The sequence below is a fragment of the Chryseobacterium sp. GW823-FHT05E08 genome (assembly GCF_058795655.1).
The window spans coordinates 741,499-758,643 of sequence record NZ_JBXAHY010000003.1; the positions used below are offsets into that span (position 1 = coordinate 741,499).

At 34.8% G+C, this 17,145-nt stretch carries 17 protein-coding genes; 9 read left to right on the plus strand and 8 right to left on the minus strand.

From position 1 onward, the window contains the following. Positions 1 to 27: 27 nt before the first annotated feature. From murI to AC1Q7L_RS13970, 5 genes are all read right to left on the minus strand, one after another. Positions 28 to 858, minus strand: coding sequence for a glutamate racemase (gene murI, locus AC1Q7L_RS13950; protein WP_492306452.1), 831 nt, complete (start codon positions 856 to 858; stop codon positions 28 to 30). 108 nt (positions 859 to 966) lie between these two features. Then, a complete protein-coding gene (gene hemW, locus AC1Q7L_RS13955) occupies positions 967 to 2,091 on the minus strand; it encodes a radical SAM family heme chaperone HemW (protein ID WP_492306453.1) in 1,125 nt (374 codons plus the stop codon). A gap of 50 nt (positions 2,092 to 2,141) precedes the next feature. Further along, positions 2,142 to 3,092 carry a PorP/SprF family type IX secretion system membrane protein gene (locus AC1Q7L_RS13960; RefSeq protein ID WP_410692729.1) on the minus strand — a complete coding sequence of 317 codons (951 nt, stop codon included), beginning with the start codon at positions 3,090 to 3,092 and terminating at the stop codon, positions 2,142 to 2,144. A gap of 51 nt (positions 3,093 to 3,143) precedes the next feature. Then, positions 3,144 to 4,217: an RluA family pseudouridine synthase gene (locus AC1Q7L_RS13965; protein WP_492306454.1), complete on the minus strand. Its 1,074-nt coding sequence runs from the start codon at positions 4,215 to 4,217 to the stop codon at positions 3,144 to 3,146. A 72-nt stretch (positions 4,218 to 4,289) separates the two neighbouring features. After that, positions 4,290 to 5,372: a PASTA domain-containing protein gene (locus AC1Q7L_RS13970; protein WP_410692727.1), complete on the minus strand. Its 1,083-nt coding sequence runs from the start codon at positions 5,370 to 5,372 to the stop codon at positions 4,290 to 4,292. 156 nt (positions 5,373 to 5,528) lie between these two features. Here AC1Q7L_RS13970 and AC1Q7L_RS13975 point away from each other — a divergent pair, with 156 nt between their 5' ends. The 3 genes from AC1Q7L_RS13975 (at position 5,529) to AC1Q7L_RS13985 (ending at position 7,799) form a co-directional block, all read left to right on the plus strand. Next, the gene (locus AC1Q7L_RS13975) at positions 5,529 to 6,521 is read left to right on the plus strand and encodes a D-alanine--D-alanine ligase (RefSeq protein ID WP_492306455.1); all 993 of its coding nucleotides are present in this window, start codon (positions 5,529 to 5,531) and stop codon (positions 6,519 to 6,521) included. Between the two features lie 81 nt (positions 6,522 to 6,602). Continuing rightward, positions 6,603 to 7,076, plus strand: a complete 474-nt coding sequence (gene coaD, locus AC1Q7L_RS13980) for a pantetheine-phosphate adenylyltransferase (RefSeq protein ID WP_072411746.1) — start codon at positions 6,603 to 6,605, stop codon at positions 7,074 to 7,076. 90 nt (positions 7,077 to 7,166) lie between these two features. Next, entirely contained in the window at positions 7,167 to 7,799 is a 633-nt protein-coding gene (locus tag AC1Q7L_RS13985; protein ID WP_410692723.1) for a trimeric intracellular cation channel family protein, read from the plus strand. Positions 7,800 to 7,990: 191 nt separating this feature from the next. On the opposite strand, the gene AC1Q7L_RS13990 is transcribed toward AC1Q7L_RS13985, so the two are convergent. After that, the gene (locus AC1Q7L_RS13990) at positions 7,991 to 8,557 is read right to left on the minus strand and encodes a DUF2892 domain-containing protein (RefSeq protein ID WP_410692722.1); all 567 of its coding nucleotides are present in this window, start codon (positions 8,555 to 8,557) and stop codon (positions 7,991 to 7,993) included. Positions 8,558 to 8,632: 75 nt separating this feature from the next. Continuing rightward, entirely contained in the window at positions 8,633 to 9,127 is a 495-nt protein-coding gene (locus tag AC1Q7L_RS13995) for a dihydrofolate reductase (RefSeq protein ID WP_066752289.1), read from the minus strand. Between the two features lie 76 nt (positions 9,128 to 9,203). On the opposite strand from AC1Q7L_RS13995, the gene AC1Q7L_RS14000 reads away from it, so the two are divergent. From AC1Q7L_RS14000 to AC1Q7L_RS14020, 5 genes are all read left to right on the plus strand, one after another. After that, positions 9,204 to 9,812, plus strand: coding sequence for a LemA family protein (locus tag AC1Q7L_RS14000; RefSeq protein WP_066752292.1), 609 nt, complete (start codon positions 9,204 to 9,206; stop codon positions 9,810 to 9,812). Then, positions 9,812 to 10,240: a TPM domain-containing protein gene (locus tag AC1Q7L_RS14005; protein WP_492306456.1), complete on the plus strand. Its 429-nt coding sequence runs from the start codon at positions 9,812 to 9,814 to the stop codon at positions 10,238 to 10,240. The genes AC1Q7L_RS14000 and AC1Q7L_RS14005 overlap by 1 nt, the downstream gene beginning before the upstream one ends. Continuing rightward, positions 10,221 to 11,027: a TPM domain-containing protein gene (locus AC1Q7L_RS14010; protein ID WP_492306457.1), complete on the plus strand. Its 807-nt coding sequence runs from the start codon at positions 10,221 to 10,223 to the stop codon at positions 11,025 to 11,027. Before AC1Q7L_RS14005 ends, AC1Q7L_RS14010 begins: the two co-directional genes overlap by 20 nt. 496 nt (positions 11,028 to 11,523) lie before the next feature. Beyond that, the gene (locus tag AC1Q7L_RS14015; RefSeq protein ID WP_066752300.1) at positions 11,524 to 12,045 is read left to right on the plus strand and encodes an NAD(P)H-dependent oxidoreductase; all 522 of its coding nucleotides are present in this window, start codon (positions 11,524 to 11,526) and stop codon (positions 12,043 to 12,045) included. A 3-nt stretch (positions 12,046 to 12,048) separates the two neighbouring features. Further along, entirely contained in the window at positions 12,049 to 13,932 is a 1,884-nt protein-coding gene (locus AC1Q7L_RS14020) for a monovalent cation:proton antiporter-2 (CPA2) family protein (protein ID WP_492306458.1), read from the plus strand. Positions 13,933 to 13,935: 3 nt separating this feature from the next. Here AC1Q7L_RS14020 and AC1Q7L_RS14025 read toward each other — a convergent pair whose 3' ends face one another. Beyond that, positions 13,936 to 14,751, minus strand: coding sequence for a head GIN domain-containing protein (locus tag AC1Q7L_RS14025; protein ID WP_492306459.1), 816 nt, complete (start codon positions 14,749 to 14,751; stop codon positions 13,936 to 13,938). Between the two features lie 58 nt (positions 14,752 to 14,809). Between AC1Q7L_RS14025 and AC1Q7L_RS14030 the strand changes: the two genes are divergently transcribed. After that, positions 14,810 to 16,951 (plus strand): M3 family metallopeptidase, encoded by a 2,142-nt coding sequence (locus AC1Q7L_RS14030; RefSeq protein ID WP_492306460.1) that lies wholly within the window; start codon positions 14,810 to 14,812, stop codon positions 16,949 to 16,951. Positions 16,952 to 17,145 lie beyond the last annotated feature (194 nt).

Below are 17,145 nucleotides of genomic sequence, written 5' to 3' on the forward strand. Positions count from 1 at the left end.
GTTTCAAATTGAGACAGCTTTTTGTTTTTATAATACTTTAAATTCTAAATCAATGGATTTTCCGAAGAACTTTTTTGAAATTTTTTCAAAGTTTTTAGTGAGATCCGATAGGTAAAAATGATAATTGGGTTTTGGATTACTTTCATTCAACAAATTATATTTATCTAAAATAATCTTCAAATGATTGGCAACAATATTCGGGGAATCAATTACACGAACGCGATTTCCGTAATATTGTTTGATTTCATCGATCAATAGTGGATAATGGGTACATCCTAAGATCAATGTTTCAATATTTTTTAATTTACTGTTGCTTAAATAATTATAAATGATTGCATGTGTAATCGGATGATTTTTAAAACCCTCTTCAATAGCCGGAACCAATAAAGGCGTTGCTAATTCATCAACTTTGATCCACTTGTTATGCTTTCTAATGCTCTTTTTATACAAACCTGAATTCACCGTTGCTTTTGTAGCAATAACTCCAACGTTATTATGAATTTCGTACGAAACTTTTTCAGCAACAGGATTTATTACATCAATCACAGGAACTTTTCCGGCAACAGATTGCATCACTTCATTCAAAGCATTCGCCGTCGCCGTGTTACAGGCAATTACAATCGCTTTGCAATTTTGAGCCAACAAAAAGTTGGTGATCTTTGTAGAATATTCGATGATCGCTTCCTTTGATTTTTCACCATACGGAAGGTGTTTTGTATCTCCGAAATAGATCAGATCTTCATTCGGAAGAAGCCTTTTTATTTCTTTAGCAACCGTTAATCCTCCAACCCCGCTATCAAAAATTCCGATAGGCTGTTTTGCTGAAAGATGCGAGTAATTTACTTTTTTAGTTTTCAAGTGAGCTGAAATTTTATACAAAAATAGTGAAATTGTTGAATGCTGAATGCTGGATGCCGGAAGTTTTTCACAAACAACTCTTCCAACTTCATGCTTCTTACTTCCAATCTAAACCACAAACAAATCCGAAGCAATCCCATCCGCCATAAACCAATGCTTTTCAGGAATTTTAAGATGATTGTTTTCAACTACTAAAATACCTTCAGAAACTTTAGATTTAATATCATTTTGAAACGTATCTAAAATCTTATTTGAGAATTTATTATTCAAACTTTCAAGATCTACACCCCAAATTGTTCTTAAACCGATCATGATCATTTCATTAAATTGATCTTCCTGAGATAGAATTTCTGTTTCTTTAGCTAAAATATTTGAATTTAATTTCTTAATATATTGTTGATTATTGGCAATATTCCAACTTCTGATATCATGACCGTTGTAAGAATGTGCAGACGGACCGATTCCCAAGTACTCTTTATACTTCCAATACGCAGAATTATGTCTTGAATAAAAACCGGGTTTCGCAAAATTTGACACCTCATAATGATCAAAACCGTTGTCTTTTAGAAAATCTGAGAGGTAATAAAACTCTTCATTTTGCTCTTCTTCCTTTGGATTGGCAACTTTACCTTTCGAGATCCAGTTTTCCAACGCTGTTTTTGGCTCAACTGTTAGCGCATAAGAAGAAATATGAGGAACTTCTAACGCGATTGTTTTGTTTAAATTTTCCTTCCAGATGGCAAGATTGGAGGTTGGTGAACCGTAAATAAGGTCAATACTTAAGTTTTCAAAGCCAAAATCCTGAGCTCTTTTGATAGAACTTTCGGCTTCGGAAGCATTATGCGCGCGGTTCATCAGCTTTAAATCTTCTTCAAAGAAGCTTTGAGTTCCAATTGACAATCGATTAATATGTGATTTTGATAGTCCTTTTAAAAAGTTTTTATCTAAATCATCGGGATTGGCTTCCAAGGTAATTTCAATATCTTTTTCAAAACTGAAATGTTTTAGCACCTCATCGATCATAGAATTGATCTCATCAACAGAGAGAATGGAAGGCGTTCCACCCCCAAAATAAAGGGAATGCAGGTTTTTATTCTGTAGTTCATCTTTTCGTAAAAAGATTTCTTTCTTCATGGCAACAATCATTTCATCCTTAAAATTTAAAGATGTTGAAAAATGAAAGTTGCAATAGCTGCATTTTTGCTTACAGAACGGGATGTGAATATAAATCATAAAAAAAGCTCTGAAAAAATCAGAGCTCAAATTTATTTAAATTAAATTGATTAATATCTATAACCTCTATGATTAATGAAGTTATCAAAGTTATAACCCAGACCAATCATGAAGCTATTCCCTCCATATTCCTGAATATCAGATAATCCAAGGTTGTAGCTTGCTCCGATCATAAATTTGTTAAATCTTACTTTAACGATTGGAGAAATACTTAACTGTTGGCTATCGAATCTATTCTGAACAGATCTATAGTTAACCCCGAAAGAGAATGAATTGATGTCGTTGAAGAACGTTGCCAACAAGTTATAATCAATTGTTCTTGTAGAGTTTGTATTAAGGTTGATTAATGCAGATGGTGTTACATACATATTGTCTGCAAAATGCCAGTCATATCCTAAGTTTAAGAAGAATTTGATTGGAGAAGGCTCACGACCGTTGATAATAGACTCATCATTTGTTAACGCGATATCGTTTACAGAAACACCTGCAAAGATATTGTGATAGGTAGCCGCTACCCCAAAGTTGGCATAAGCCATAAAGATATTACTCTCACTACCCTGTAATAGAGGGTCAGACGCATCTTCAGTATTAATCTTTGAGTAATCAAAATTCATATTGTAAAAGCTTACGCTTGTACCGAAAGAGAATTGATCTTTTCTGTCTCCTTCACTGCTAAGAGGAATGAAATATGAAGCACCAGCTGTAATACCCCCAGCCGAGATAGGTCCATTACTATCTCTAAAAACAGAAATACCAGCACCTACTCTATCAAAGATGTTCGCGTTGATCCCCACAGACTGTACGTTTGGAGACTCGCTAAACTTTGAAAATTGTTGTTGGTAGTTAAGATTAAGCTGAACATAGTCCGTTTTACCGTATTGTGCAGGGTTGAACAGGAACTCACCATCCAAAAGATATTGTTGATAGTATGGTAATGTTTCTTGTGCTTTATATGCATTTGACAAAAGAGCCAAACACACGATAGCATATAGTTTTCTCATAACAAATCTTGATTTCAATTCAACAAATATAAAAAAATTCTCAATATATTTTTAGTTTTCTAAATAATTTCTCCATTTTTTTACAGCATCCGTCATATCTTGGGGCATTGGGCTCTCAAAATACAATTCCTTTTTGGTAGTTGGATGTATAAATCCTAAAGTGTGGGCATGAAGCGCATGTCTGGGTAAAACCTCGAATACGTTTTTTATAAAATGCTTATACTTAGGTAGATTAACTCCTCTCAAGGGTGTATGACCCTCATATCTCTCGTCATTAAACAGCGTATGACCGATATGTTTGAAGTGCGCTCTTATCTGATGGGTTCTTCCGGTCTCTAATTTACATTCCACCCAAGTCATATACTTAAATCTTTCAAGGACTTTATAATGGGTTACAGCGTGTTTTCCGTGGCTTCCATCTACATAGGTGTGCATTTGCATTCTATTTTTAGGATGTCTTCCGATGTGTCCGGTTATTGTTCCTTCATCATCCTTCACATTTCCCCACACAAAAGCCCAGTATAATCTTTTGGTTTTTCTTTCAAAAAATTGTTTGGCAAGGAAACTTAAAGCATATTCATTTTTAGCAATAACCAATAACCCTGAAGTATCTTTATCAATTCTATGAACCAATCCTACTCTGTCGAGATCAGATTTTTCATTATTTTGTTCGAAATGATAAGCAAGAGCGTTTACTAAAGTTCCATCCCAGTTTCCGAATCCGGGGTGAACAACCATTCCTGGATTTTTATCTACAACCACCAAATCATCATCCTCATAAATAATATTAATAGGAATATTTTGCGGAACAATAACATTTAGCCTTGGAGGATGTGCCAGCAATACCGAAACCTGATCTCCAGGCTTTACACGATAGTTTTGTTTTACGGGTAATCCGTTTACGACAACGTTTCCGGCTCTGCAGGTTTGTGAGATTTTATTTCGTGAAGAATTCTGACGATAAATTAATAGAAACTTATCTATTCTTAATGGTTCTTGCTTTTTATCAACAGTGAGATTAAGATGCTCATACAACCCGCTATTTTCCTCATCAATATCAATAGAATCGATACTGTTGGAATCTAATAATTCTTCATCTAAAAAATCTTCGTTATCTTCTGTCATTGTTTTATTTTTTTACACAAAAGGCCTCAACATTATGAAAGTTGAAGCCTTAATTTTTATAATAAGTAGGTATTATTCTACAACTACTTTTTTAGCTTTCGGCTTTTGAGCAGGTTGCTGTGTTGTGCCTGTAGCTGGTGTTTTATTATTACTTCCTGTATTCGCATTAGTTGTGCTTGCGGAAGTTTTTGGTTTATTTTCAGTTGTAGAAGCGGCAGGTTTTGTTGTTGCCGGTTTAGGTTCTGTTTTCACAGGTTCCGTTCTTTGTACAGGCGCCGGAGCAACAGGTACAGGTTCCGGAGCTGACTGATAATTCGGAACTTCTTCGTAACGTACAGGAGGTAATGATGTATCAACCTTCATACGGTATATCGAATTTAACTGTTCAATTTTAGCACTTAATTCAGCTGGAGTTTTCTTACTCGCCCAGAGGTCCATCTGCATTCCCTGATCCCTGACATCACCCGAAGCAGGATCCTGATAATAAATAATATCAGATTCGTCTTTACTTCCGTCTTCATGTTCTACAAGACCAACTTCAAACATACTTCTTGCAATAACTCCTCTTGCTTCTTTCACGGTTAATCCTACCACATTTGGTATTGAGATATTTCTCATCGGTCCCGAACCTACAACAACATCAATTGTCGAGAATCTAGGAATCAATGTTCCAGGTTTTACGGCATTTCCTTTGAATAAAACTCGAATAATAGCATCTTTTTGAATACTTGGTTCAAAAATAGTATCTCCAACCTTTAATCCAACCTGAGTTATTCTCTGGAAGGCTAATCCTGAATATTTATTAATAACATCAGGAATCGCAACAGGTGCCCAAGTTCTAGGATTTACTCTCAATTCAATAGCTCTACCGTCTTTTACACGAGAGCCCGCAAACGGAGACATTTTAAGAACCTGAAAAGCTCTATATTTAGGATCATACGTAGCACTGTCTACAGAATATTCTAAACCTGCGTCCTCTAATATCTTAACAGCATCATATACAGATTTATTGACAACATTTGGAACCGGAGTTTCCTGACCATGTTTCGTATGGTATTCTAACCAACGAAACGTAAGCCACACCAACCCAACAAAAACTGCGATGGCTACTAATAAGTTCAGTAAAACTTTCCAATTGAAAAGTGATTTAAGCATACTTAAAAAGACTTTAATTATAACGGCAAATATAATTAATAATTTTAGAAAGTCCTTTTTATTTAACACAATTCATTTTTGATTTCAAATTTTCCGAATTTCCCTTATTGCATTGTATAAAATCATTAAATTTGCCCTAATTGATACTATATGGTTATGAGCAAAAAAACTGTTGCCGTAGTTATGGGAGGCTATTCAGACGAATATGTTGTCTCCATGAAAAGCGGTCAATTAATTTATGATTCTTTAGACAGAGACCTCTATGATGTATATAAAGTGGTCATTCTTAAAGATGAGTGGTATTTTTTAGGTGAAAATGATAAAAAATATGCCATCAACAAAGGTGACTTCTCCGTAACATTAGATAATAATGAGCAGCTAAAATTTGATGTCTGTTTCAATATTATTCACGGAACTCCGGGCGAAAATGGAATCTTACAGGCGTATTGGGATGCCATCGGACAAACTTATACAGGCTGTGATTTTTACCAAAGTGCTTTAACATTTAATAAAAAAGATACGTTAGCGGTATTGTCTAAATATGGAATTCCTTCTGCGAAAAGTGTTTATTTAAGAAAAGGAGAAGATATTAATATTGATAAGATCATTGATGAATTGGGACTTCCTGTTTTTGTTAAGCCTAATCAGTCCGGTTCTTCTCTAGGAATTTCTAAAGTGAAAGAAAAGTCTGAATTAATTGCAGCAACCGAGATTGCCTTTAAAGAAGATGATGAAATTTTAATTGAAAGTTTCTTAGACGGAATGGAAGTTTCTGTAGGTGTTATTGATTTTAAAGGTGAAACCATCGTTTTGGGAATTACAGAAATTGTTCCTCAAAATGAATTTTTCGATTATGAAGCTAAATACGAAGGTGCTTCCGAAGAAATTACCCCCGCAAGAATTGATGCTGAAACGACAAAAAGAGTTGAAGAAATCTCAAAAAGAGCGTACGATTCTCTAGGAATGAGCGGCTTTTCGCGCAGTGAGTTTATTTTGATGGATGGTATTCCTTATATGTTGGAAATGAATACAAATCCAGGATTTTCTCCGGCAAGCATTCTACCTCAACAGGCAAAAATCTACGGAATTTCTATCACAGATCTTTGTGGAAATGAAGTTGAAAAAGCATTAAATAAAAATAGAAATTAGAGGTTAGATAATAGAGATTAGAAATTTATAACGATTTTTTACCTCTTAATTGATAACTCATAACTTATAATTTAATTACGCATGAAAATTGCTGTTTTTCCGGGATCTTTTGATCCTATCACTTTAGGACACTATGATATTATAGAAAGAGCGGCTCCGCTTTTTGATAAATTAATCATTGCCATCGGACAAAATTCTCAAAAGAAATACATGTTCCCGTTGGAAAAAAGAATGGAATTCATTCAAAATTCCGTTGCCGAATTTCCAAACGTTGAAGTAGATTATTTTGAAGGCTTAACCGTTGACTTTTGCTTTGAAAAAAATGCTCAGTACATTCTTCGAGGACTAAGAAATCCCGCAGATTTTGAATTCGAAAAAGCAATTGCCCACACCAACAGAACTTTAGCTCATAAAAAGCTTGAAACCGTATTTTTATTAACTTCATCAGGAAAATCTTTCATCAGCAGCAGTATTGTGAGGGAAATTATCAATCACAGCGGCGAGTATGAGTTATTAGTTCCCGAAGCAGTTAGAGTTCCGAAAAAAGTAAAATAATTGATAAGCGATAAATGATAATTGATACAATGGTAGAAAATTTGCTTATGAAGAAATCATTCATTAATTATCATTTATCACCTATATTATATGCACGAACAGTTCAATTTTGCCATAGAAGTACTCGGAACGATTTCCTTTTCGATGTCGGGAAGTTTTGCAGCGATGCAAAAACGTCTTGACCCGTTCGGTGTACTTATTATTGCTTTCGTAACTTCAGTTGGAGGCGGAACTGTGAGAGATTTATTATTGGATATTCCGGTTTTCTGGATGCACGATCTTTTGACCTGTGCTGTGATTATCATTACAAGTATTTTTTCAATGATATTTAAATCTTTGGAGAAAAACTTTAAGGTTACTTTATTTATTTTTGACAGCTTCGGATTAGGACTGTTTACCATAATCGGAGTTCAGAAAGGTTTGAATGTAGATATCCATCCTTTAATATGTATCGGACTTGGAACAATTACCGGTTGTTTCGGAGGTATTATCCGGGACATTTTGCTGAATAGAATTCCATTGATCTTTAGGAAAGAAATTTATGCTACAGCTTGTATTGTTGGTGGTTCTGCATTTTTGTTAATGACAAAATTCACGAATCTTTCTTATACTTTTATTCAGATTTTCACCATTTTATTAATTGTAGGAATAAGAACATTAGCGGTAAAATACCATTGGCAGATCCCTAAATTTTATGGGCATGATCATAGCTCGGAAATGTAGATTCAAACCATTAAGATTTTAATTAAGAAGTGAAGAATAGTTTCTCGTAATGAAAGAACAGCGCGAGAGAAGCGAGCGTCAAAGCAGATAGTATTAGTGATGCCGCGAAACATATTAAAATCTAATGATTCAAAATAAAAAAATGCACTTGAAAAAATCAAGTGCATTTATATTTATAAGCAAATTCTAATTTAGAATTTCCCTCTTTGTCTCATATGAGGATTGTGGATATGCTTTTGCATTGTAGGCATTTTCAACTGATCTTTCATCATTTTGATCTGATCCGTCATCATTCCTGCAGTATCTAATCTTTTTGCTTCTTCCAATAGCTTTTGACCTTCCTGTCTTCTACCTTTAGAAATGGCTCCAGCAGCAAGATTTAATGTTGCCATTGCTCTGTCGTGTTTCATATTTAAACCATATTCCAAAGCTTTTTTCATTAAAGGTTCCACTTTCGTAGGGTGATCCTGAGCTAATGTCAAACCTTGCAGATAATGGAAATATCCATACTGAGATTTGTGAAGCTGACTTTGATAATTGGTGATACCAGTTAAATAGTTTGCTGCTTTTGGCATATTCTGCTTTCTTAATTGCCAGAATGCCAAAAGGATATATTCATTTTTAAAGAAAAGAAAAATAGGCAATGCTGCAAGAAGAAATATTACAATTCCCCATCCTAAACTTCTTGTAAAGATCATCAGATAAAGACCTGCGATAATAAGAAGGGCTGCAATTACAATTTTTATGTACTTATTCATTATTAAAATTTAGAAGTGCAAAGATAAATAATTTAGAGGTTAGAAGCTAGAAGTTAGAGCCTAGAATTTCTATAACTATTCGCTCTTAATTTTCTCAAATGTCTGAAAATAGAAATCATATTGATTTTTTTCATCTTTTTCATGAAATACCTCTTCTGTTTTTTTCCAAACCTTAGCATCAATTTTAGGGAAATAGGTATCGGCTTCCAGATCAGCTTTCACCAAAGTAACTTCTAATTTATCTGCTAAATCTATTGTCTGCTCATAAATATTTCCGCCACCGATGATGAAAACATTTTCATCAATTTTCTTAGCGAATTTTACGGCTTCTTTAATGCTTCCAACAATTAAAATTCCTTCTTCAAACCAGTTTTTCTTTTTTGAAATAACAATATTAGTACGATTAGGAAGAGGTTTCCCGATACTTTCATATGTTTTTCTTCCCATAATAATTGGATGTTCCGAGGTAAGATCCTTAAAATGTTTTAAATCTTTTGGAAGATGCCAAAGTAACTGATTATTAAAACCAATCTCATTCTTCTCTCCCATTGCCACCACTATTGTTGTCATTAAAATAATTTTCTGCAAAATTAGCACATAATTTGTATATTTGGTTAGCACAAAAAATATTTAAAAAAATTAAACTATGAAAAATAAAGGTTGCCTGAGCGCCGGAACGATCGGTATTGCTCTTCTTATTATTGTTGCTGTTCTATTCTTTTGGGGAAAGAGCGGGTATAATAACTTCGTTACCAAAGAACAAACGGTAAATACAAAATGGTCTAACGTGGAGACTGTTTATCAAAAAAGAGCCAATCTTATCCCTAATTTGGAGAGAACAGTAAAATCGTATTCAAAATTTGAGCAGGAAACATTAACGAAAGTTGTTGAAGCACGTTCTAAAGCGACTTCTATCAACATCGATCCTACGAATATGACTGAAGCTGATATGGCGAAATTCCAAGCAGCGCAAGGAGAATTATCCGGATCATTAAGCAGATTGATGGCTGTTGTGGAGTCTTATCCTAACTTAAAAGCAGATCAACAATATATCAATTTCCAAAGAGAATATACTGCGATTGAAAACAGTATCAGATCTGAAACCGTTTACTATAATGAATCGGCGCAGGATTACAATACTTCAATCAAAACTTTCCCAAATAATATTTTGGCGAATTTTACCAACTTTAAAGAAAAACCTTACTTCAAAGCTGAAGCAGGAGCTCAGAAAGCACCAGATGCATTCAAAGAATAATGGGTAATTTCTTAACAGATCAGCAAATAGCTTCCCTCGTGGAAGCTATTCAATCAGCAGAGGAACATTCGACAGGCGAGATTAGGGTGCATATAGACTCTACAACTGAAGATCAGAATGCAAAAACGGCATTTGAAGTTTTCAAAAAGCTTTGTCAGAATAAAACTGTTGAAAGAAATGCTGTGCTTTTTCATGTCAATTTCGAAAAAAAATATCTTACCATTATTGGCGATGTTGGGATTCACGATAAAGTATATCAATCTTTTTGGGATCATCTGCACGATTATATTACGTCTGAATTTGCAAAAGGAAATTACCATAAGGCATTAAAAAGTGCCATTCTGGAAACAGGTCTTGAACTAAAAAAATATTTTCCCATAAAAGGAGAAAACCCCAACCAACTTTCTAATGAGATTACGTTCTCTTAAAATAGTATTTTCATTTTTATTGATTTGCTTTTACAGTTTTGTATCAGCACAATATGCTATTCCAGCAAAGCCTGCGGTTTTGTATCCTGTTTTTGATGAAGCTAATATCCTTAGTCAACAGGAAAAGGATCAGCTTAATAACAAACTTATAAAGTTCGCAGATTCTACTTCAACAGAGATTGAAGTTATTATTATTCGCTCTTCAAAAGGAGAAGATGTGAATTTTCTGGCAACAATGTTTGGCGAAAAATGGGGAATCGGAAAAAAAGGTGTTGACAATGGTGTAGTTTTCTTAATTGCAACAGAAGATCACACGATGTCTATCCAGCAAGGAAGATCGGTTGAACAATATTTAACAGCATCAGTTGCCGGACAGATCTTAGATTATATCGTCACTCCCAATTTCAAACAAGGACAATGGTATGAAGGTATCAATCGTGGTACCTCAGCTATTATGGAAGCTGTGCAGGGGAAATTTAAACCTGCTGCTCCAGAAAGTGGAGGAAGCGGAAGTACTTTAAAAATACTGCTCATTGCATTTGTTATTTTTATTATTCTCATCATTTTATTCGGAAATAAAGGTGGCGGAAGAGGCGGAAACAATGACGATGACGACGTAATTCTCTCCAGAAGAGGTCGTAGCAATTATCCTGGTGGATTTTTTCCTTTCCCGGGTAGTTTTGGCGGAGGTGGCTTTGGAGGTGGAAGTTCCGGCGGAGGCGGCGGTTTTGGAGGCTTCGGAGGTGGCGGAAGTTTTGGAGGTGGTGGCGCTTCGGGTGGATGGTAAAAATTTGATTTATTAAATTATAATTTTTTATTTACTCTGTTTGTCATTCCGCAGCAATCTAGACTTAGTTTTTAAATATAATTGTTGAGATTCCTGCGGAATGACAAACAATACGGCTATTTTTCGAGAATTAATTCCCACATATTATTTAAAATTCAGTTCAAGCAAAATATAGGATCGGTCATTATTTGGCCGATTTTTTTATGATTGAATTTAAACCATAAGGTTTTTATTAAGAAGTTTAGTTTATTTAAGATTGAATTATTCTGATTTTAAGATGCTTCGACAGACTCAGCATAACATCGCTAATACTATCTGCTTTGACGCTCGCTTCGCTCGCGCCATTTATTTTTTTATTTAAAATTCTAAAAACGAGACGTTTCTTTGTCTTATTTTAACATTAAATTCAATTTTACATAGTAAAAAATTAACAAAACCACTATAAAAACGTTTTTTATTCAATATTTTTTCATTATATTTACTGAAAACAGGTTTTATGAAGAAGACGTTGGTAGTTTTTGCGCATCCTTATTTAGAGCACTCAAACTCAAATGTAGAGCTCATTAATTTCTATGTTCGTCACCAACACTTTACCCTTAGAGATCTTTACGAAGAATATCCTGATTTTCATATTGCAGCTTTCAGGGAAAGAAAACGGTTGAAAAATTATGACCGCTTTATTTTTCAATTTCCGATTATCTGGTTCGGAATTCCGCCATTATTAAGATTGTGGGTTGATGAAGTTTTTGACCGCGATTGGCTTAAAGAAGGTGAGAACAATCCACTGGAGGGCAAAGAAGTTTACATCCTTGTAACCACGGGCGGAAAAGAAAGATCTTTTACCAAAACAGGAACTTATAAATATACCATTGATGAACTCATCAGCGGTTTAATCGTTTCGTTGAATGTTTTCAAAGCTGATATTAAAAATATCAAAATCGTTTACGAAGCCAATAAACTCTCAAAAAAAGAGATCATTTTACATAAAAAAGAATTTGTAGAACTTCTGAATCAATAAAATATGGAATCCAGCTTAGCAATGAATACATTAATTTTCTTAGGCGTTGCCATCATTATGGTTCCGCTGGCTAGGAAATTGGGGTTAAGCTCTGTGATCGGCTATATTTTTGGAGGAATTATCATTGGTCCGTACGTTCTCAGACTAACCGGAAAAGATGTTAATGACATCATGCACGCCAGTGAATTCGGCGTAATTATGCTTTTATTTCTGGTTGGATTAGAACTGGAACCCAGAAAATTCTGGGAAATGCGAAAGAAAATAGTCGGTTTAGGGCTCACGCAAATGTTACTTACCATTTCGTTATTATTTTTAGTTTTCATAAGTGTGGGCTGGAGAATTGATAAAGCGATTTCCATTGCGATGTGTTTTGCACTGTCTTCCACAGCTATTGTTTTACAGACCTTACAGGAAAAAAACAATCTGAAAACTTTAGCAGGAGAAGCATCATTCTCTACTCTTTTGTTTCAGGACATTGCGGTAATTCCAATTTTGGCAATTTTACCGATTATTGCCAATTATAAAGCGAGACACAATGATAATGAAGTCCAGATTTTAATTCAAAAACTTCCGGAATGGTTGCAGGCAGGAACCGTAATTCTGGGTGTTGTAATTTTGATTTTACTGGGTAGATATGTTTTCGTTCCATTTTTAAGATATGTTTCAAAATCCGGAATGACGGAATTATTGACTGCCTCTTCCCTATTTTTAGTAATCGGTGTTTCGGAATTAATGGTTGCGATTGGGTTATCTCCCGCATTAGGCGCTTTCCTTGCAGGAGTAATGTTGGCCAACAGTGAATTTCGTCATGAATTGGAAGCTCAGATCGATCCTTTTAAAGGATTATTGCTTGCCGTCTTTTTCGTGAGTGTGGGTTCTACGATGAATTTTAATATTATTCAACAAGATCCTCTCTTTATTTTCAGTACTGTTTTTGCGGTTTTAGCGGTGAAATTTTTAGTTTTATACGCTATTGGAAAATTTTTCAAAATAGATACTCCTCAAACTTTATTTTATGCTTTTGCGCTTTCTCAGGTTGGAGAATTTGCTTTTGTATTAATTAATTATGCTTCAAATTTATATCTTTTAAGTCCGGAACTTAATGCACAAATGATGGCAGTTACGGCGATTACAATGTGTATTACACCTTTTCTTTTAATTATTAATGATAAATTTCTTACGCCAAAATTCATTAAAGAAATTCCTGAGGAAGAAAGTGCTTTTAATATTCTGGACAATGATATTACGCAAAAGAAGATCATCATTGTTGGGTTTGGTCATTTTGGAAGTACCGTTGGTCGATTGTTGAAGGCCAATAAAGTTACGGCCACCGTTTTGGATAGAGATTCTGACCGTGTGAAACTTTTGAGAAGTTATGGTTTTAAAGTATATTACGGTGACGCCACAAGAATTCCAATTTTAAGAGCGGCAGGAATTGAAGACGCCGAAGTTTTGGTTCTATGTCTTGATGATGCTGATGACAACAAATTCATTGCAGATCTTGTGCGTGAGCATTATCCGGACGTGAAAATCTTTGTCCGGGCAAAAAACAGAATTGACGCTTACACTTATCTCAATAACGGGATTGATAATATTTATCGTGAAACATTGGGAACTGCCGTTGATATGGCCGTTGATGTTCTTCATGAAACAGGAATGAGAAAATATGCCGCAAGACGTCTCGGGCAGAGATTTATGGCAATCGATAAAGCGTCTATCAGAAGATTAGCGAAAGCAAAAGAGGATGATGAAATTCTTCTTTTTACCACAAAAGAAATCCTCCAGCGAGAGGAGGAATTATTGGCTTTTGATAATCTTAATTTTGATAATAAAAACTGGGAAGGCTCCTCATCTACAGATGATGAAGATGAAGAACCTCTTGTTTAATTTTTATTGAATAGTAACGCTTCCGCCACTGCTTTCATCTTTTTTGATGTCTGTAACATTTCCTTTTTTGTAAACATTTACACTTCCGCCTGATGAAGCTTCTGCGTCTATGCTTGATGTTGCACCTACCTCAACGCTTGCACCGCTTGAAGCCTCAACTTTAAGGTTATCTGCAATAAGATCTTTTGCAGAAAGGCTGCTTCCCGAAGAAGAATTAAGGTCAACATTTTTAGCCTTTCCGGAAATACTGATACTTGCTGCAGAAGATGCTTCTACATCTAAATCAACTGCCCAGATTTTTCCTTCAAAACTACTGCTACTATCTGCGGAAATTTCAAATTTATTAGCTTCTAAATCTCCAGTCACACTTGCTGCACTTGATACTTCGATATCTGTTTTTTCTTGGGTAAATTTGTCGTTTACTGTAATACTTGCTGCAGAATTAGCAATCAGTTTAGAGAAATCTTTAACGTAAATTTTAGCTTTAACATTATGCCCGTTCATTACTCTGATTCCGGATTTGTAATGAATATGTACTTTGCTTCCGATTTTATCAATTAATATTTCATCAATAATGTTGGCAGGTGCATAAACCACTACTCTTTCCGTTTCAGATTTTATAATTTCAGCGCTGATGGCTTGAGAAACTTCGATTTCATCAAAATCACCTGTATATTGTTTTTCCTTGCCCGGGCCGTGATCTTTATTGGTTACCTTATCTACCCAATTGCTTTTGTCTTCTCTGTTTCTTTCATGTTTATCATTACACGAGGACAATAAGACGAAGGCCGAAAAAATAAAAATAGTTGTTGATTTCATGTTTACCGTTTTATACATTAAGTTTTTAATATCTTTATACTTTAATAACAACTAATTTATGAAAAATATTACATCGGTATTATTAATTTCTGCATTAGCATTTAATTACTCTTGTACTACAATGAAAAAAACCGATAATCAACAGGAAATTCCTGTACCGGACGCTTCTCTTTCATCAAATCCTTTTATGAAAAAAAGCAAGCTTCAATACGAAGCTCCCGAATTTGATAAAATTAAGAATGAACATTTTAAACCGGCTTTTGATTTTGGATTAAAACAGCACGACGCTGAAATTTTAAAAATCGCCAACAATCCTGAAGCTCCGACTTTTGAAAACACCATCGTTGCTTTAGAAAAAAGTGGTGAAGTGTTGAAAAGAACTGTTATTGTATTTTCAAACCTTACAAGTGCGAATACCAACCCAACTTTACAGGCTTTAGACGAAGAATATGCTCCAATTTTTGCTGCACATTCCGATAAAATGTATCTGAATGACAATCTTTACAAAAGAATAAAATCAATCAAAGAAGATGGTTTAGACCCTGAAAGCAAAAGGTTGGTACAGTTTTACAAACAAAACTTTGAAATTGCTGGAGCGAATCTTTCTTCTGCGGATAAAGAAAAATTAAAGCAGGTAAACCAAGAATTGGCTTCACTTTCTACTCAATATTCAAATAAACTATTGGAAGCTAGAAAAGTAGGTGGCGTTTTCTTTTCTGATGCAAAAGAATTGGACGGGCTTTCCGCTGACGAAATTGCTGCTGCGGCAACCGATGCAAAAACTGCCGGAAAACCAGGTCAATATCTTTTAGCTTTACAAAATACGACTCAACAGCCTTTATTACAAAACCTTACCAACAGAGCTACCAGAGAGAAATTATTTAAAGCTTCTTGGTTAAGAGCTGAAAAAGGTGACGGAAACGATACCAGAGAAACTATTGAAAAACTGGCAAAATTAAGACTTAAAAAAGCTCAGATTTTAGGTAAGAAAAGTTTTGCAGAATGGAAATTGCAGGATCAGATGGCAAAAACACCTGAAGCTGCGACCAACTTAATGAACCAAATCGCTACTCCTGCTGTAGAAACAGCAAGACGTGAAGCGAAAGATATTCAAGATCTTATTGATCAGCAAAAAGGAGGTTTCAAAGTTGAGCCTTGGGACTGGAATTTTTACGCTGAACAGGTAAGAAAAGCGAAATTTGATTTAGATGAAAACCAAATCAAACCTTATTTTGAAATCACAACGGTTTTAGAAAAAGGAGTTTTCTTCGCTGCTGAAAAATTCTACGGACTGACTTTCAAAAAGAGAACAGATCTTCCGGTTTATCATCCAGATGTGGTAACGTACGAAGTTTTCGATCAAGATGGAAAATCTATTGCCATCTATTATCTGGATTTTTACACAAGAGATTCTAAAAATGGAGGGGCATGGATGAGTAACTTCGTTGAGCAATCTTATTTATTAGGAACAAAACCTGTTATTGTAAACTGTTATAACTATCAGAAACCTGCTCCTGGGAAACCTTCATTAATTAGTTTTGATGATGTTTCAACGATTTTCCATGAGTTTGGTCACTCGATTCACGGAATGTTTGCGAGTCAGAAATATCCATCGCTTTCAGGAACAAGTGTACCGAGGGATTTTGTGGAATTCCCTTCTCAAATTAATGAGCATTGGGCTTTAGATCCAACTGTTTTAAAGAATTATGCACTGCATTACGAAACAAAACAACCTATTCCACAAGCTTTAGTTGATAAAATTAAAAAAGCAGGAACATTCAATCAAGGTTATATGACAACAGAATTGGTTTCTGCTGCTGAACTTGATATGGATTGGCATACGGTGACGAATGAAAGTCAGTTAATCCCTGTTTTAGATTTTGAAAAACAATCGTTAACAAAACACGGATTTACATTAGCAACTGTTCCACCAAGATATCACACACCTTACTTTGCACACATTTGGGGAGGTGGATATTCAGCTGGATATTACGCTTATTTATGGTCTGAAACTTTAGATAATGATGCTTGGGAATGGATTTCAAAGAACGGAGGACTGACAAGAGAAAATGGTGACCGTTTCAGAAAATATATTCTTTCCGTAGGTAATTCGGTTGATCTTAATCAGGCATTCAGAGATTTTACAGGACATGATCCGGATATTAAGCCTTTATTGAGAAACAGAGGTTTTATTAAATAAATTTTTTAAAGCATTCATTGATTTGGATGCTTTTTTTGTTTTAAATGGTAGATATTTTTTATTTCCCACAGATCGCACAGATTTTCACAGATGATTGCGCATAATCTTTTTAATTATGATAAAATATAACACAAACATCTGTGAAAATCTGTGCGATCTGTGGGAGAAATATTAATTTATAAGTTTTGGATAAA

Excerpts from the sequence above, each read along its gene's own strand:
- AC1Q7L_RS14005 (WP_492306456.1), top strand. The coding sequence starts at position 9,812 with ATGGGTAATTTCTTAACAGATCAGCAAATAGCTTCCCTCGTGGAAGCT.
- coaD (WP_072411746.1), top strand. The coding sequence starts at position 6,603 with ATGAAAATTGCTGTTTTTCCGGGATCTTTTGATCCTATCACTTTAGGA.
- AC1Q7L_RS13975 (WP_492306455.1), top strand. The coding sequence starts at position 5,529 with ATGAGCAAAAAAACTGTTGCCGTAGTTATGGGAGGCTATTCAGACGAA.
- AC1Q7L_RS13990 (WP_410692722.1), bottom strand. The coding sequence starts at position 8,557 with ATGAATAAGTACATAAAAATTGTAATTGCAGCCCTTCTTATTATCGCA.
- AC1Q7L_RS13970 (WP_410692727.1), bottom strand. The coding sequence starts at position 5,372 with ATGCTTAAATCACTTTTCAATTGGAAAGTTTTACTGAACTTATTAGTA.
- AC1Q7L_RS13995 (WP_066752289.1), bottom strand. The coding sequence starts at position 9,127 with ATGACAACAATAGTGGTGGCAATGGGAGAGAAGAATGAGATTGGTTTT.
- AC1Q7L_RS13985 (WP_410692723.1), top strand. The coding sequence starts at position 7,167 with ATGCACGAACAGTTCAATTTTGCCATAGAAGTACTCGGAACGATTTCC.
- AC1Q7L_RS14000 (WP_066752292.1), top strand. The coding sequence starts at position 9,204 with ATGAAAAATAAAGGTTGCCTGAGCGCCGGAACGATCGGTATTGCTCTT.
- AC1Q7L_RS13960 (WP_410692729.1), bottom strand. The coding sequence starts at position 3,092 with ATGAGAAAACTATATGCTATCGTGTGTTTGGCTCTTTTGTCAAATGCA.
- AC1Q7L_RS13965 (WP_492306454.1), bottom strand. The coding sequence starts at position 4,217 with ATGACAGAAGATAACGAAGATTTTTTAGATGAAGAATTATTAGATTCC.
- AC1Q7L_RS14010 (WP_492306457.1), top strand. The coding sequence starts at position 10,221 with ATGAGATTACGTTCTCTTAAAATAGTATTTTCATTTTTATTGATTTGC.
- hemW (WP_492306453.1), bottom strand. The coding sequence starts at position 2,091 with ATGATTTATATTCACATCCCGTTCTGTAAGCAAAAATGCAGCTATTGC.
- AC1Q7L_RS14025 (WP_492306459.1), bottom strand. The coding sequence starts at position 14,751 with ATGAAATCAACAACTATTTTTATTTTTTCGGCCTTCGTCTTATTGTCC.
- AC1Q7L_RS14030 (WP_492306460.1), top strand. The coding sequence starts at position 14,810 with ATGAAAAATATTACATCGGTATTATTAATTTCTGCATTAGCATTTAAT.
- AC1Q7L_RS14015 (WP_066752300.1), top strand. The coding sequence starts at position 11,524 with ATGAAGAAGACGTTGGTAGTTTTTGCGCATCCTTATTTAGAGCACTCA.
- AC1Q7L_RS14020 (WP_492306458.1), top strand. The coding sequence starts at position 12,049 with ATGGAATCCAGCTTAGCAATGAATACATTAATTTTCTTAGGCGTTGCC.